At 64.4% G+C, this 14,910-nt stretch carries 12 protein-coding genes; 10 read left to right on the top strand and 2 right to left on the bottom strand.

All coding sequences use genetic code 11. From position 1 onward, the window contains the following. Positions 1–11: 11 nt before the first annotated feature. Both XB14_RS22435 and XB14_RS22440 read right to left on the bottom strand, forming a co-directional pair. The gene (locus tag XB14_RS22435) at positions 12–1,124 is read right to left on the bottom strand and encodes a hypothetical protein (RefSeq protein ID WP_077964255.1); all 1,113 of its coding nucleotides are present in this window, start codon (positions 1,122–1,124) and stop codon (positions 12–14) included. Beyond that, positions 1,121–1,786, bottom strand: a complete 666-nt coding sequence (locus XB14_RS22440; protein WP_077964767.1) for a HemK/PrmC family methyltransferase — start codon at positions 1,784–1,786, stop codon at positions 1,121–1,123. Before XB14_RS22440 ends, XB14_RS22435 begins: the two co-directional genes overlap by 4 nt. Before the next feature lie 282 nt (positions 1,787–2,068). On the opposite strand from XB14_RS22440, the gene XB14_RS22445 reads away from it, so the two are divergent. The 10 genes from XB14_RS22445 (at position 2,069) to XB14_RS22490 (ending at position 14,861) form a co-directional block, all read left to right on the top strand. Continuing rightward, a complete protein-coding gene (locus XB14_RS22445; RefSeq protein WP_077964257.1) occupies positions 2,069–3,388 on the top strand; it encodes a lipopolysaccharide biosynthesis protein in 1,320 nt (439 codons plus the stop codon). Next, positions 3,378–4,526, top strand: coding sequence for a GNAT family N-acetyltransferase (locus tag XB14_RS22450; RefSeq protein ID WP_077964259.1), 1,149 nt, complete (start codon positions 3,378–3,380; stop codon positions 4,524–4,526). Before XB14_RS22445 ends, XB14_RS22450 begins: the two co-directional genes overlap by 11 nt. Before the next feature lie 127 nt (positions 4,527–4,653). Then, a complete protein-coding gene (locus XB14_RS22455; protein WP_077964261.1) occupies positions 4,654–6,294 on the top strand; it encodes a GumC family protein in 1,641 nt (546 codons plus the stop codon). Positions 6,295–6,305: 11 nt separating this feature from the next. Beyond that, positions 6,306–7,634, top strand: coding sequence for an O-antigen ligase family protein (locus tag XB14_RS22460; RefSeq protein WP_077964263.1), 1,329 nt, complete (start codon positions 6,306–6,308; stop codon positions 7,632–7,634). After that, on the top strand, positions 7,627–8,388 hold the full coding sequence (locus XB14_RS22465) for a polysaccharide deacetylase family protein (protein ID WP_077964265.1): 762 nt from the start codon (positions 7,627–7,629) through the stop codon (positions 8,386–8,388). The genes XB14_RS22460 and XB14_RS22465 overlap by 8 nt, the downstream gene beginning before the upstream one ends. Positions 8,389–8,397: 9 nt before the next feature. Next, positions 8,398–9,642, top strand: coding sequence for a glycosyltransferase family 4 protein (locus XB14_RS22470; RefSeq protein ID WP_077964267.1), 1,245 nt, complete (start codon positions 8,398–8,400; stop codon positions 9,640–9,642). Between the two features lie 344 nt (positions 9,643–9,986). Continuing rightward, a complete protein-coding gene (locus tag XB14_RS22475; protein WP_234804126.1) occupies positions 9,987–11,087 on the top strand; it encodes a glycosyltransferase family 4 protein in 1,101 nt (366 codons plus the stop codon). 166 nt (positions 11,088–11,253) lie between these two features. After that, positions 11,254–11,616, top strand: coding sequence for a VanZ family protein (locus tag XB14_RS22480; RefSeq protein ID WP_077964276.1), 363 nt, complete (start codon positions 11,254–11,256; stop codon positions 11,614–11,616). 81 nt (positions 11,617–11,697) lie between these two features. Further along, entirely contained in the window at positions 11,698–12,696 is a 999-nt protein-coding gene (locus tag XB14_RS22485; protein ID WP_077964277.1) for a glycosyltransferase, read from the top strand. Beyond that, entirely contained in the window at positions 12,696–14,861 is a 2,166-nt protein-coding gene (locus XB14_RS22490) for a glycoside hydrolase (RefSeq protein ID WP_077964772.1), read from the top strand. The genes XB14_RS22485 and XB14_RS22490 overlap by 1 nt, the downstream gene beginning before the upstream one ends. Positions 14,862–14,910 lie beyond the last annotated feature (49 nt).

The following is a 14,910-nucleotide window of genomic DNA, read 5'->3' on the forward strand; positions in this document are numbered from 1 at the left end:
GCCGGCCATCGTCAATCGAAGTTGCCGCCGATCAGCCGGCTCCAATATTCGCCGGAAATGCCGTTGAAGAAGCCCTGTCCGTCGCGGCAGGCTTCGACAATGGCCTGGTCGCGCGAATGCACGACGGTCGAGGCGACATGCACGAAAGCGATGCGACGGCCGAGCATGGCTTCCATCAGCGCCGGTTGCGTGCGTCCGCGCAAGCCCGCAAGACCGCGTCGCGACGCCTCGTCGACCAGGCAGTCGATGACCGGCCCCGCCTGCCCTGGCCGCGCCAGGATCTGCAGTACCCGACCGATTTCACCGGCTTTGGCGTAGTAGGCGAAGGCGCCGACGACGGCGCCCGTGCGGGCTGTCACCAGCGCGTAGACGAGTTCACCCTGCTCGGGCTTCTTTTCGGCATCGGCAAGGATGTGATTGAGCTGGCCGTCGCTCCATTCGGGGCGAAGCGGAAACGGCGCGGTGAACTGGTCGACGACGGCGGCAAAACCGCCGCGGTCGGTTTCGATCGCGGTGAAGCCGGCCGGTGCCGCACCCGCTTCGGGCAGGGCGGACCAGCGCTGTTCGCCTTGGCCCATGCGCTTGCGATAGAACCTGTCGAGCGCGCGCGCGAAGGGGGCGGCGAGGCGGGCGGGCTTGATGCGGTTCGAAGCGACGCTGAGGCTGAAGGTCGCCGGACGGATGACGCGCACCCAGTCGAGGCTGTACTGCGGCAGAACCACGCCGCGAAGCCGCGTCCACATCTGCACGGAAACTTCGCTTGCCGTTTCGCTGAACGACAGATCCTGCGGACCGGCGAGGAATGCCTTCATCAGGCGCGCTCCGGCCAGGGGATCGCTCTCGCGGTCTTCCGCCATCAGCGAGCCGCAGATCGCCGCGCGCAAGTGCCGGCCGTTCAGTATCATCGGCAGCGCATTGACACCGACGAAGCCGGTAATGCGACCCGCGTCATTCACATGCACCAGCGGTCTGATTTCCGGGTCACAGCCTGGTCCGTCGAGATAGAGTTGCCGCATGTAGTCGGCGAGGGCGGGCGAAGCGGCCCGCTCGTCGCGGAACACCCGCTGGAACATTCCGGCGACGGCTGGAACGTCGGCGTTCTCTAGCGAACGAATTTCGCTCATCGAGACTGCTCTCCGGTGCCGGCCTCTGCCGGGCCGGCGATCTTCTGGACGATGGCGACGCGCGGCTTGCCGTCGCGGTCGGTGGCGAAGGTGACCGGGGCATAGGCTTTCGCCCTGGAGAGAAGTGCGGCTGCCTGCCGCTCCTGGCCTTCGCCGAACTCGAACAAAAGCCAGCCTCCCGGTTTCAGGAAAGCAAGCGCGTCCCGGATCAGGCGCTGATGGATGGAAATGCCGTAGGGGCCGCCGTCAAAGGCTTCGCGTGGCTCGTTCTCCAGCAGATGCGCCCTGTCTCCCTCCAGCCGCCCGGTCGAGATATAGGGCGGGTTGCAGACCACCATGTCGATCCCGCCTTGGAGGTCGTCGCCTTCTAGCGCCGAGAAAAGATCGCCCTGCCGGATCGAGACGCGTGACCCGAGGCCGAGCCGGTCAACGTTGCGGCGGGCAAGCGCCACAGTGCTGTCCGTCAGGTCCGCCCCCCAGACGCGCGCCGAGGGGATCTCGCCGGCGATACCAAGAGCAAGATTGCCGGAACCGCAACACATGTCGATGATGGCGACGTCCGAGGGGCCGCCTTCAAGGATCGACACGGCCTTTCGGCCAAGAAGCTCCGTTTCTTCCCGTGGCACCAGGACGTCGGGCGCAAGTTCCAGTTCGACACCCATGAACCGGTGCAATGTCGCGGCCCGGTCTTTAGTCGGTCCGTCGTTCGGATAGCTGTCGTCTTGCGCCACGGCCACTCCTCATGTCGCTGGAAAACTCTGTAGACGTGCGGACCGGAGACTAGTGTAATTGAGTAAACGAAGCTGAAATACAATTGCGGCGAGCACGTTAACCGCGCAATCATTTCTGCCTGTTACCGTGCGCGTGATCAGTGGCGGGTGCTCGCTGTCATTGAACGTTGTTTCTTCGTGGCAATGACAGGTTGAGATCAAGGGCAGATCGGAATGGCTTCGCAAGGTGTGAAGGAACGTGCGCACAGGCCGTTCCTCTCGATGATCATATCCTATGCTGCATCCGGCGGCAGCCTTGTCATTGGCTCGGCTGCCCAACTCGTGACCTTCGCGATCCTCGCGCGCTTTCTCGGCGTACATGAGTTCAGCGTCTTCGTCGCAATCACGGCCGTTGCCAACATCGCGGTGCACCTGTGTGGCCTCGGCGCGATGGAATGCCTGGTGCGGCGCGTCGCGCGCGACCGCAGCATGTATCCGCAGATGCTCGGCCACAATATCATCCTGACCGCGATCAGCGGCGTGCTGCTGGTGGTGCTTGGCGCGGCGGTGTTGCCGTTCTTCTTCACGCTCTCGCCCGATCCCGCGACCAACGTCGCGGTGATCACCTTGATGCTCCTGACCAACATCATCTTCGTGCGGGTCATCGTGCTGGCGGAGCAGATCTTTCTTGCGCATTCCAATTTTGCCTCGGCCAACAAGGTGGTCGTCGGTTTCGCCCTGGCGCGCACCATAGCCGCAGCGCTCGCCTGCATCGCCTTCGGGGTCGCAACGGTCGCCTCCTGGGCCGTGTGGCAGTTCGTGTGCCACGTGATCGTGGCGCTCGGCTGCTGGCGGGCCGTCAAAGGGTTGGGACGCCCGCGTTATGGCATCGTGCGGGAAGAGCTGCCGCTCGGGCTTTATTTCAGCATCCCGTTCATCCTGCGCGCCGTCCGGCAGAACGCCGACCTTCTGGTCTTGAGCATAGTGGCAAGCGCCGAGGTGATGTCCAGCTACAGCGTCGCGCGGCGCATGCTGGAGAGCAGCTACCTGTCGGTCGAGGCCTTGAACCGGCTGATCTATCCGGGCTCGGCAAAGGCGACGGCGGCCGGCCTGCACCATGCCTTCGAGCGTGTGCGCAAGGTGCTGTTTGCCGCCACCTCGATCAGCATCGCTGCTGCCGTCGCCGTCTTCGTGCTGGCGCCGGTGCTGCCCTATCTCTTCGGCAAGGACTACGTCTCCCTCGTCGCCTTCGTCCGCATCCTGTGCTGGGTCGTGGTGCCGATCGCCATGTGGTCGGTGGCGATGGAGGCGCTTGGCGCGTCCGGCCATCACCCGGCGCGCGCTTCGGTCATGGGGCTTGGCAGCGTGCTTGGTGCGGCACTCACTGCCTGGGCCACCTGGTACGCGCCGCCGGCCGGCACCTTCATCTCCTTCTATGTCATCGAGACGGCGATGGTGATCGTCTCATGGGCAGTCTTCCTGCGCTTCGTGCGGCGCGATCGGGAGCAGGCCGGCGCTGCATCCTTGTCGGCAGGGGTGGCGCATGGAGGCTGAACTCGGGAAAATCCAGTCGGCAAGATCGCTCGGGCGGGAAATGCCCCGGACGGGAAACGTACGCGCCATGGAGCCCCGGGATATCCCCGCCGTCAGCAGCATGTTCACCCGGATTTTTCGCAAGCGCGAGCAGGAGGCGAGCCCGGAGCTTCAGAACTATCTCGAGACCATTTTCTTCGGGAGCCCGCTTTACGCGCCGGAAAACGGCAGCATCGTCTATGACGACGGGACCGGCGGCATCGGCAGCGCCATTCTGGCGATTCCCATGGAGTTCACGGTCAACGGCCGCCGAACGGTGGCGAAACTTCTCTGCGCCTTCATGTCCGAAGGCAAGGCGGGTGCGGTCGGCGCCGCCTGCCTGGCGCGCGCAATGCGAGCCACAAGGCAGGACATGTGCTTCTCCGACAACTCGTCCCCGGTCAGTGCCGATCACTGGGTCGCCGGCGGCGGCGTCGTGCTGCCGATCCAGAGCCTCGATTGGCGCCGCTCCTTCCGGCCGTTCAGAGCATGGGGGTTGACGGTTGGCAGGCAAGTCCGCCTGCTTAGATCCCCTATACTTTCCAAGCCGCTCGCCCTTGCCGACCGGCTTCTGCGTCACCGTCGCCCCCGCACGAAGCCCGGCGCCGTGGCCGGCTGCACGACGCATGCCATCGACCCCGCCGCCTTCCTCGATCTTGCCGAACCCATGCTGCAGCGATTTGCCGTCAGGCCCGTCTGGTCGCGAAGCGAATTCGACTGGCTGGTGATGGTCGCGCGGCTGAACACACCACTTGGCGACCTTCTCTGCCGGGAGGTGCGCGACGAAAGCGGGCGCGTCATCGGCGCCTATCTCTACTTCGGCAGGGCCAGTGAGAGGGCGACGGTGCTCAACGTCGTCTGCGAGGCCGGCCGCGAGTTCGCCGTCACCGCACAGATGTTCCACGCGCTTGACGCCGACGGTTATGCACTCGCCGTCGGCAGCTCGCAGCCGTTCCTCATGAATGCGATCTCGCGCCAGAGGTGGTTGTCCTTCCACCATCGCGGCTATTTCTGCATGGTGACGCGGCATGCGGATCTGAAAGACGCCGCCCAGCGCAACGATATCTATGTCGGCGGCCTGGCATCGGAGAGTTGGAGCCGGTTGCTGACCGACTTCTGACGCGATGCGTTAAACGGCAATCCTGCCGTTTAACGGAATATTCACCGTACAACCCTAATTCTGCGATAGAAGGCGGCTCGTGGGGTCACGATCTTCGCGTCTTGATGGGCGTGCGTGAGGGATGCTTATGTATAGGCCGGACGAGGCCGGAAAACAGGGAGCCAGCCAACCGGCACGCGAGCAGCGTGCGCCGGTCGAGCGAGGCTCGTTGCTCGATCTGCTCTCGTCGGACCTCCATGAAGCGAGGCCCACGGCAGATGGGTCCGCAGCGGACGAACCGACCGAGGTCCAGCGACAATCCAGGGATATTCCCAAAGCCACGACACGCCAGGCGGATGTGGCTCGGCCCGTGATCGGCGCGGCCGATGGACGTCGCGACAGTTACTTTCCCGGCTTGAGCGGCCTCAGCAGGATCGGCGTCGACGATATCATCGGCTGGTTGCGCGACGGGCTTCTCTGGATCGTGTTGGCGCTCGTCCTATGTGTGGGCGCCGCGCTCGCCTATGCGATGACGGCGACGCCCCGCTACACGGTCTATACCGATATCGTCGTCGATCCTTCCAACCTCAATGTCGTCAGCGACGATGTCTTCACCACCAATCCGCAGCGCGATGCGCAGTTGCTGGAGGTGGAAAGCAAGCTGCGCATCCTGACGTCGCGCAACGTGCTGTCGCGGGTGATCACGCAACTGCGCCTCAGCGAGGACCCGGAATTCGTGAAGCCCTCGGCCTTCGCAGCGCTGAAGAACCTCTTCTCGACGAAGGCGGAGCAACAGGCCGGAAACGAGCTTTCCGCTATGCGGGCGCTGTCGGAGCGGGTCGAGGCCCGGCGCGAGGAGCGGTCCTTCGTGGTGGTGATGAAGGTCTGGAGCGAAGAGGCGGCGAAGGCGGTGACGCTGTCGGATGCGATCGTTGCGGCCTTCGAGCAGGAGCTGTTTCAGTCTGCCGCCGAGAGCGCCGGTCGTGTCGCGCAGAGCCTCAACGCGCGGCTCGACGAGCTGCGCCACAACGTAACCGAGGCGGAGCGGGCAGTGGAGGATTTCCGCCGCAAGAACGGCCTGCAATCGACCAATGACGGCCAGCTCGTCAGCAACCAGCTTTCGAACGAACTCAACACCCAGGTTCTCGACGCCCAGCAGCGCTTCATCCAGGCGGACACGCGCTACCGGCAGATGAACGACGCGATCGCGCAAGGGCGGACCGCGAGCGCCTCGGAGTTCGAATCCGTCAACATGACGAACGTGCGCGAGCAGTACAACGTGCTGCAGCAGCAGATCGCCTCCATGCAGCGCACCTATGGCGAGCGTCACCCGCGTCTCGTCAACGCGCGCTCGGAGCGCGCGAACCTGGAGTCAGCCATGGCCGACGAGGCCCGCCGTATCCTCGACCGTGCCAAGGCGGACACGGACCGGGAGCAGAAGGCATTCGCCGCCTTGCGTGCCAAGGCGAACGACGAGAAGTCGAACGTGTTTTCCGACAACGAGGCGCAGGTCCAGCTTCGCGACCTGGAGCGGGATGCGCGCGCCAAGGCCGCCATCTACGAAACCCATCTGGCGCGCGCGCAACAGATCACCGAGCGCCAGCAGATCGATACGACCAATGTCCGCGTCATCTCGCGCGCGCTGCCGCCGAATTCGCGAAGCTGGCCGCCGCGCACGATCGTGCTTCTGGCCGGCGGCGCGATCTTCGGCCTCGCGCTTGGCATCGGCCTCGCCGTGACGCTCGGGCTCTGGCGTTTCCTGCGCGGACGCCGGCCGGCAACGGTTTGAAGAGGGGCGGCATGACCAGCGCCGTCTACCTTGAACAAACCCCGGCGGATGTGCTGCGCCAGCGCATCGGCACGGTGCTTTTCATGGCGACGTTCCTGTTCTTCTGGATCTCGACCACGCCTTTCGTCGATCTGACCGGCGAGGCGGTGCTCGACCCGTCGGCCGGCAACTCCAACCGGCTCAACCAGATCGTATCGCTGCTTCTCTTTGCCGGCATGTTTGCCTACGGTCTCGCGCATCCGATGCGCAACATCATTCTGCAGCCGCGGCCGCTGCTCGCCGTACTTTACGTCTGGTTTCTATTCGTCTCGGTGATTTCGGCCTATCCGATGCTGGGCATCAAGGGCACGGTGCTCGCGGTGATGGTGACGATCAACGCCAGCGTCTACCTGCTCTTGCCGAAGTCGGAGAGACACTTCGCGGCGATGCTCGGCGTCGGAACGCTGTTCATGCTTGCCGTCGCCTATTACGGCATCGTCTTCAAACCCACGCTTGCAATCCATCAGGCATCGGAACTGCGCGAGCCGATGAATGCCGGCCTGTGGCGCGGTCATTTCCCGCACAAGAACAGTGCTGCGGCGGCGATGGTGATCGCCGCCTTCTTCGGCCTCTACGTGATGAACGTCTGGTCGCGGCTTGCCGGTATCGCGATCGTGCTTCTGGCCTTCAACTTCCTGCTACACACGGGTGGCAAGACATCGACGGCGATGCTGCCGGCGATCGTGCTGCTCGCGTGGATCTTCGAACGATTTCGATTCCTGCGCATCCCGATCGTCATCGGCGGCGTCGGCCTGTTCAACCTTTTTGCCGTCGGCTCGGCGGTGTTCACGCCGCTCAGCGAGTTCATCACCGATCTGGGCATCGACGCCACGTTCACCAATCGGGCCGATATCTGGCGCTTCGCCTTCAGTGCGCTCGCCGAACAGCCGATCACCGGCTACGGCTTCAAGGCCTTCTGGCAGACATCGGAACTCGTCAACAGCGGCGGGTCGATCGAGACCTGGGCGGTGGCGGCCGCCAACGGCCACAATTCCTACCTCGACATCGCCCTGATGACCGGCTTTCCGGGCTTGTTCCTGACGGTGATCTGGTTGTTGGTGCTGCCGCTGCGAAACATTGCGCGCCTGGCGCCGGCCGAGGAGCACTCGCATCTCACGCGCCTCTACGTCCGCGTCTGGCTCTACACGATCTTCAATGCCGGCCTTGAGAGCCTCTTCTTCGAGGGCGGCAATCTTCTCTGGTTCACCTTCCTGTTCTCGCTTTACGGCTTGCACCTTCAGTCGCGGGCGGTGCTTTCGCTCGCACCGCAGCAGATAAAATCCGGAGCCGCCTATGCCTGACGTCATGCAAACGATCGACGGCCTGGTGGACCGCATCGCCAACCGGCTGATCTGGCGCTTCGCCGCGACGCCGCGCGACGTCAGGACCGACGTGCCGCTCGTTTCCTTCACCTTCGACGACGTGCCGGACACGGCACTTCACAACGGCGCCTCAATCCTCGAACGTCATGGCGTCCGCGGCACGTTCTATATCGCCGGCGGGCTTTCGGGGCGCGTCGAAACGGATCGCACCCTGATCTCGCCTGAGGGCTGCGCCGAACTCGCCCACCGGGGGCACGAGGTCGGCTGTCACACCTATTCCCATAACAAGATCAGGCGTTTGGGCGTGGACGGGCTTGCCCGCGATCTTGATCGCAATGCCGCCTACCTCCAGCGGAGCGGCGTCGGCCCGGCCGCAACCAACTTCGCCTTTCCCTACAACGCCGCCTGGCCGCTGGCGCGCCGGGAGCTGGGGCGGCGTTACCGCACCTGCCGTGCGGCTGGCGAGAGCGTCAACCGCACCGCCGTCGATCCGCTGATGCTGAAGGCCGTCGAGATCCGGCAGCCGGAGGCGGACGCCCAGGCGCTCACGGGCTGGATCGACGATGTCGTTGATCGGCCAGGTTGGCTCGTGTTCTTCACCCACGACATCGCCGCGCGTCCGACGCCCTATGGATGCACGCCCGAGACGTTCGAGCACCTGGTTCGCTATGCGGTAACCAAGGACTGTGTCGTGTTGCCCGTCGAACAGGCGCTTGACAGGCTCGGCTGGTAGGAGGGCGGGATGTCGGGGCGCGGGAACGGCGACAACAGGCTGCTCGCCATCAACAATTACTTCTATCGCCGCGGCGGGGCGGAGGCGGTCTTTTTCGACCACATGAAGATGTTTTCGGACATCGGCTGGGACGTGGTGCCCTTCGCCATGCAGCACGAGGACAACGAAATCTCGCCATGGTCCGAGTACTTCGTCTCCGAGATCGAGTATGGCCGGCGCACCAATCTTTTGCGCAAGGTCGTGCAGGCGGCGAGCGTCATCTACTCGCGCGAAGCGCAGAAGAACGTCAGCCGGCTGATCGAGCGCGCACGGCCCTCGGTCGCGCATGCGCACAACGTCTACCATCACCTGTCGCCCGCGATCTTCTCGACGCTGAAGGCGGCCGGCATCCCCGTTGTCATGACGGCCCATGATCTGAAGCTTGCTTGTCCGTCCTACAAGATGCTGCGTGACGGCGCCGTTTGCGAAGACTGTCGCGGCGGGCATATCTACAACGTCTTGCGCCACCGCTGCATCAAGGGGGAGACGACGCTGAGCGCGGTCGTGCTCGCCGAAACCGTGGTCCATCGCGGGCTCGGTCTTTATCGCAACAAGGTGGATCGCATCGTCGTTCCGAGCAGGTTCTACGTCGAGAAGCTGGTCGACTGGGGCTGGCCGCGTGAGCAGATGGTCCATATCCCGAACTTCGTCGATGTCGACGACTACTCCGCCGACTGGGCCGAGGGAGACTACTTCGTCTTTGCCGGGCGCCTGGCGCCGGAGAAGGGGCTGGGGACGCTGATACGGGCGGCGGCGGCATCGGGGCAACGACTGGTGATCGCCGGAACCGGCCCCGAGGAAACGATGCTGCGGCAACTCGCCGGGCAGACCGGCGCCGACGTGCGCTTTGCGGGCTATCTCTCAGGAGAAGCCCTGCACCGTCTGATCGGGCAGTCGCGGGCACTGGTTCTGCCGTCCGAATGGTACGAGAACGCACCGATCAGCATACTCGAAGCCTATGCGCTCGGCCGGCCGGTGATCGGGGCAAAGATCGGCGGCATTCCCGAGATGATCCGCGAGGGCGAGACGGGCATGACCGCGCTTTCGGGCGATGCCGACGATCTGGCCCGCGCTCTGTCGGCAATGGCAGCCCTGCCGCCCGCGACACGCGCTGCTATGGGTATTTCGGGCCGGCGCTGGATCGCCAGCGAATTCTCGGCTGCCGCCTATCGGGAAAGGACAATTGACGTTTATGCCAAGCTCGGCGCCGTCTGATCACGACCGCCATTAACGTTACGATACAATTTGTAGTAACCTGGGCTCGCTCTATGGTTTTGGGTCATTTATATAAGAGGTGAGTGAAATATCTTGGCGATGGACAAGTATATCGCCCCGGTAAACGCAACGGGCAACCTTCGAGGCGACACATGAGCAGAAAGTCTGATGTATCGCAAAGTCATCGCCAGCAACCGACTGTCATTGCGCAGGAGCTGGCGCAGACCGGACTGTCGGACGGGGCCGGCGGGCTGCCTCGGCGTGGCCCCACGCTCGCCAGTCGGCAGCAGGGCCTGCCCGTTCAGAGCGGCGCGCTGGCCGCGCGCGGTGAGCGCAGGCGCGTGATGATGCTGGGCTTGCGCGGCATCCCCAATGTTCAGGGCGGCGTCGAGAAACACGTCGAAATGCTGGCAGGCAAACTGCTTGGCTACGGCTGGGACGTCGAGGTCGTCGGGCGGCGTCGCTATCTCGAACAGCGCGACAGCTATGCCTGGAATGGCGTGGAGGTCGTGCCGCTCTGGGCGCCGCGCCGGATGGCGCTGGAAGCAATCGTCCATACCTTCCTCGGTGTCTGGCTCGCGGCCTGGCGGCGTCCGGATGTCCTGCACATCCACGCCATCGGCCCCGCGCTGATGACGCCGCTTGCGCGCCTGCTCGGGCTGAAGGTCGTCGTGACCCACCATGGCTACGACTACGACAGGCAGAAGTGGGGCGGTTTTGCCAGGCGGACGCTGAAGCTCGGCGAGTTCCTGGGCATGCGGTTTTCCAACGGGCGCGTGGCGATCTCGAAGGACATCGCCGAGACGATGCGCGTTCGACACCATGTCGCCATGACGCTGGTCCCGAATGGTGTCCAGGTCACACCGCCGACCGGCGACGCCGGCGCTCTTGCGGAGTTTGGCCTGGAACGGCGGCGTTACATCCTGCTCGCCGCCCGGCTCGTTCCGGAAAAGCGGCAACTCGATCTCATCCGCGCTTTCGCCAAGTGCGGTTTGGCCGATACGAAGCTCGTCCTTGCCGGCGGCGCGGAGTTCGAAACGCCCTATGTCAAGGAAGTGAGGGCGCTCGCGCGCGAGGTGCCGGGTGTGGTGCTCACGGGCTTCCAGACGGGCGACAGGCTGGCGGAACTCTTCGCCAATGCCGCCCTTTTCGTCCTGCCGTCCAGCCACGAAGGCATGCCGATCGCGTTGCTCGAGGCGATGGCCTACGGGCTGCCGGTCCTGGCGAGCGATATCGTCGCCAATCAGGAACTGGAGCTGGCGCCCGACGAGTATTTCCCGCTGGGCGACGTCGATGCATTGGCGTCCGGTATCATGGATAAGCTCGCAGCGCCGCTGAGCGACGACGAGGTGCGCGAACGGGCGGCACACGCGGAAGCCGCCTACAGTTGGACAAATGTGGCGCAACGGACCGCGGCGGTGTATAGCGCGTTGCTGGCGAAATAGCCGGACCTTCGCGTCTGGCGTGTCGCCTGCCGGAGCTTTCTTCGTGCGTCCTCGCACACGGCTCCGTTCAAGAATGCGACCGCGCCTTCGCAACCCGATGAACGCGCCGTCGCCGATGGTTCGATGATTGCCGTGCCTCGCACGCCTCCTGGAAGACAAGCTGACAATGACCCTCAAACGCGCCGCCGGCCTTTTCGCATGGATCCTTCTTGCCGTGATTGCCTATTCGACGATGTCCCCGCTCGATCTCAGGCCGCGCATCGGGCATCTGGTCCATCTCGAACGGTTCGGCGCCTTCGGCCTGCTGGGTCTGTTGTTCGCGATCGCCTATCCGCGCCGGCTGGGGCTCTTGCTGGTTCTGGTCTTTGCGACTGCGATCGGCTTCGAGCTGTTGCAGATGGCCTCGGCCGATCGCCACGCGCGCGTGACGGACGTGGCGGTCAAGCTTCTTGGGGGTGCCTGCGGCGTCTTTGGCGGCTGGTTTCTCCATCGCTTTCGCATGCCGCTGCTGCGGCTGCTCGGGCGGTAAACCAAAACGCAAAACATCGCCGGTAAGATCGGCGGCAACCGGAGCAGGTCTGTCTGCGCTCCGTCGGGACTGGGGGATCGCGTGGCAGTATCCGTCATCATCAAGACGCTGAACGAAGAGAAGCGCATTGCCGCGACCATCGAAAGCGCGCTGAAGGCGCTCGAAATCGTTGGCGGCGAGGTCATCGTCGCCGACAGCGGGTCCAAGGACAGGACGGTGGAGATCGCCTCGCGCTATCCTGTTGTGATCGCCCAGATCAGCCCGCCGGCGCTTCCCAGTTGCGGCATCGGTCCTCAACTAGGGTTTCAGTATTCCCGCCATGCGCATATCTGCCTTCTCGACGGCGACATGCTGCTGGACGAGGATTTCCTCGAAGTGGCCGAGGCGTTCCTTGCCGACGACCCGCAGGTCGCGGGCGTTACCGGCCATGTGCAGGAGATGCTGACCTCCAATCTCGAATTTTCACGGCGGGTCACGCGCAATGCCCCGGAAAACCGCATCGGCGCGATCGACCGCATGAATGGCGGCGGCCTCTATCGCCGCTCGGCGATCGAAGCGGTCGGTTATCTCTCCGACCGCAATCTCCACGGTTATGAGGAGTTCGACCTCGGTATCCGGCTCAGAAGCGCCGGCTGGACGCTGCATCGCCTCGACCGGCGCTTTGTCCAGCATTTCGGCCATACGGACAATTCCTACCGCCTGCTCGTGCGCCGCTGGAAGAGCAAGTATCTGTTTGGCATCGGCGAGTTGCTGCGCGCTTCGCTCGGCCAGCCCTATTTCTTCCAACTCATCAGAGAACTGCCGGAGCTCAAGCTTTGGGCGCTCGTCTATCTCTGGTGGGCGGCGTCGCTGGCGATCCTGCTGTTCGTGCCCGATAAACTCCTTGCGCTCGGCATCGTTCTTGCAGTCCTCGCCGGCGTGGTCGGGCTGATGAGCCTGCGCAAGGGTGGATTCAGCATGGGGCTTTACACCGTCGTTGCCTGGTTCTTTCATGCAGCAGCGCTGCCGGTCGGCTTCTTCCGGGCGCGCCGGAAGCCGGATGCGCCGATCGAAAGCCAGTTGCTCGGAGCTCCGGCATGATGTGGCGGCCGTTGCTGGCGGCCGCGGCGGCGCTTGTCGTAGTCAGCTCGCCAGCCCAGGCGTCCGACCAGTGGCTACCCGTCCGGGAAGTTTCGCTCGAGCTTGGGGCAGGCAGCCCCCTCGATTTCTCCTCTTTCCTGCCGAACGGCGCGATCGATGCGGAACATCGCTTGGTTGCGGGCGCCGGCGGCCGGCTCGCCTTCGCGAAGTCGCCTGAAAAGCCGGAGCGGATGCTCTGCGCATCGCTTGCCTGGAGCCCGGCTTCCGGCGGCTTTCCGGATCACGAGACCGCCGACCGCTATGCGCGGCAGCTGGCGATGCGCGGCTACAATCTCGCCCGGCTGCATTTCGTCGATGGCAGTCTGATGTTCGGCCGCGACCGGGACTTCGACTTCGACCCCGAGACGCTCGACCGCATCCACTACCTGCTGGCAGCGCTGAAGAAGAACGGCATCTACTGGATGATGGACGGCCTGTCGTCGCTGCGCGGCGTCTATGGCGGTTTCGACGATCGCTGGGACGACGGCGGAAACCTTAAGCTCGAGCTCTTTGTCGACGAGCGGGCCTTCGATCACTGGAAGCGCATGCAGGAGACGATCCTCGGGCGCGTGAACCCCTACACGGGCGTGGCGCCGATCCGCGACGACGCGCTGGCGGTCGTCATTCTCGCCAACGAAAACGGGATGGAGTTCGACACCGTCGTGCACGACCGGCCGGGCAAGCCGCCCTACGATCCGCAACTTGCCAAGCCGTTCAACGACTGGCTGGCCAAACGCTACGGATCGACCGACGCCTTAGCCAAGGCGTGGCCCGACCTTCGGTCCGATGAGAGAATCGAGGCGGGATCCGTCGCACTGCCGGCCGACCGCTACGTCGACAGCCCGCGGCTGCGCGACCTGCAGGCCTTCTTCACCGAGACGGAAGAGGCCATGACCGCGCGCATGAGCGCCGTGCTGCGTGGGCTCGGTTACCGCGGCCTGATCAGCAACTACAACAACTGGCCGACGGTGCAGGCGTCGCTCAGCCGGCGCGGCCTCGAAGCCGTGACCATGAACACCTATCATGACTGGGTCAGCGGCTATGCGCCGGGAAGCAAGACCACGCAGATAAGCTCGATTGCCGACGGCGTAAACTATATCCGCATGCTCGCGGCGACGCGCTGGCTCGGCCGGCCGTTCCTCGTCAGCGAATACGATCATCTGTTCTGGAACCGCTACCGCTACGAGGCGGGACTGGCGATGCCGGCCTATGCGGCGCTGCAAGGCTGGGACGCGCTTTGCCGCCATGGCCATGGCCCGATCGTTCTTACTTATGGCGAGCCGTTCCCGCACAAGAAGGCGATGCTGCCTTATGCCATCGCGCTCGATCCCGTCGCACGCGCCGGCGAGACGTTATCGGCGCTGCTCTATCGCCGCGGCGACGTGGCGACTTCGGCTGTGACGGTTCCGTTTGCGGTGCGCGGAGAAGAAGACCTTTCCGACGACATGCAGGCCCGCGAGCCCGAGCGCCTCACGGACCTCGCGCTGGTCGGGCGGATCGGCCTTGAAGACGGCACCCGGCTCGGTGACGGACCGGCGGTGATGCAGCCGCGTCAGCAAGACGGCGAAGGGGTGCTTGAAAGTCTGCGCCAAAGCGGTGCGCTTGCGGATGACAACGGCACCAGCATCGATGCCGGCATCTATGAGAGCAGCACCGGCCAGATCCAGTTGAACCGCTTTGCCGGGCAATTGCGCGTCGTGACTGACGGGACGGAGGCTGCCGCGTTCTCGTCGCTGCGGGAGCCGCTCGCTCTCGGCCTGCTCAGGATCGAGCAGGCCGACGGCAACGCGCTCATTGCGCTGTCGGCGCTCGATCCGGACGCCTCGCTCAGCACGAGCCGGCGCTTCCTGCTGATCTTTGCAACCGACGCCCAAAACACCGGCATGACGTTTCGCGACACCGAGGAGAAGGTGATCGAAGATTTTGGACGGCTGCCGGTCCGGCTTCGTGAAGGCTATGTCGATCTCGCGCTTGCGAGGACCGCAAAGAGCTGGAGCGTTTCGCCGGTGGGCCTCGATGGCAAGGTGCATCCGGCTGTGGCGCAAGGCGCAGGCGACATTGCCTTCAGGCTTTCCAATGACGGCCCTTCCGGCCCGACGACCTATTTCCTCCTCGAACTGCGATAGGGCGCACCGCGCACCGGGGGATCAATGAATGGCCACGATGTCAGCCTAT

Source organism: Ensifer adhaerens (genome assembly GCF_002007205.1).
GTDB lineage: Bacteria > Pseudomonadota > Alphaproteobacteria > Rhizobiales > Rhizobiaceae > Ensifer > Ensifer adhaerens_D.

Coding starts and splice junctions, on each gene's coding strand:
- XB14_RS22435 (WP_077964255.1), bottom strand. CDS start 1,124: ATGAGCGAAATTCGTTCGCTAGAGAACGCCGACGTTCCAGCCGTCGCC.
- XB14_RS22440 (WP_077964767.1), bottom strand. CDS start 1,786: ATGGGTGTCGAACTGGAACTTGCGCCCGACGTCCTGGTGCCACGGGAA.
- XB14_RS22445 (WP_077964257.1), top strand. CDS start 2,069: ATGGCTTCGCAAGGTGTGAAGGAACGTGCGCACAGGCCGTTCCTCTCG.
- XB14_RS22450 (WP_077964259.1), top strand. CDS start 3,378: ATGGAGGCTGAACTCGGGAAAATCCAGTCGGCAAGATCGCTCGGGCGG.
- XB14_RS22455 (WP_077964261.1), top strand. CDS start 4,654: ATGTATAGGCCGGACGAGGCCGGAAAACAGGGAGCCAGCCAACCGGCA.
- XB14_RS22460 (WP_077964263.1), top strand. CDS start 6,306: ATGACCAGCGCCGTCTACCTTGAACAAACCCCGGCGGATGTGCTGCGC.
- XB14_RS22465 (WP_077964265.1), top strand. CDS start 7,627: ATGCCTGACGTCATGCAAACGATCGACGGCCTGGTGGACCGCATCGCC.
- XB14_RS22470 (WP_077964267.1), top strand. CDS start 8,398: ATGTCGGGGCGCGGGAACGGCGACAACAGGCTGCTCGCCATCAACAAT.
- XB14_RS22475 (WP_234804126.1), top strand. CDS start 9,987: ATGATGCTGGGCTTGCGCGGCATCCCCAATGTTCAGGGCGGCGTCGAG.
- XB14_RS22480 (WP_077964276.1), top strand. CDS start 11,254: ATGACCCTCAAACGCGCCGCCGGCCTTTTCGCATGGATCCTTCTTGCC.
- XB14_RS22490 (WP_077964772.1), top strand. CDS start 12,696: ATGTGGCGGCCGTTGCTGGCGGCCGCGGCGGCGCTTGTCGTAGTCAGC.